Source organism: Halobellus captivus, assembly GCF_007655485.1.
Classification (GTDB): domain Archaea; phylum Halobacteriota; class Halobacteria; order Halobacteriales; family Haloferacaceae; genus Haloquadratum; species Haloquadratum captivum.
This window is the reverse complement of record NZ_VJXQ01000002.1, coordinates 715,692-715,951: the sequence shown is the minus strand read 5'-3', so window position 1 is coordinate 715,951 and position 260 is coordinate 715,692. Positions and strand designations below refer to the sequence as shown.

At 55.8% G+C, this 260-nt stretch carries 1 protein-coding gene; it reads left to right on the top strand.

Going from position 1 to position 260, the window contains the following annotated elements; translation table 11 throughout:
* A partial coding sequence (locus FJT57_RS17445) for a hypothetical protein (RefSeq protein ID WP_203229129.1) occupies positions 1-260 on the top strand: 260 nt, incomplete at both ends.

Genomic DNA, 260 nt, shown 5'->3' with positions numbered 1-260 from the left:
CAACCCATCAAGGGTCCTTCTGAAAGCGGCGGAGTTCGCCGAACGACTCGCGGCGGAGCTGCTTCAACCCATCAAGGGTCCTTCTGAAAGTTGTGGAAACGACTGTCGCCGCGACAGCGGGCTACATTGCTTCAACCCATCAAGGGTCCTTCTGAAAGTCCCCTGCGACAGCGCGTGGAGGAGCGGCTTTTCCCACTTCAACCCATCAAGGGTCCTTCTGAAAGACGACTTTCGCTTCACTATCTTGGATCGTGTCAGTA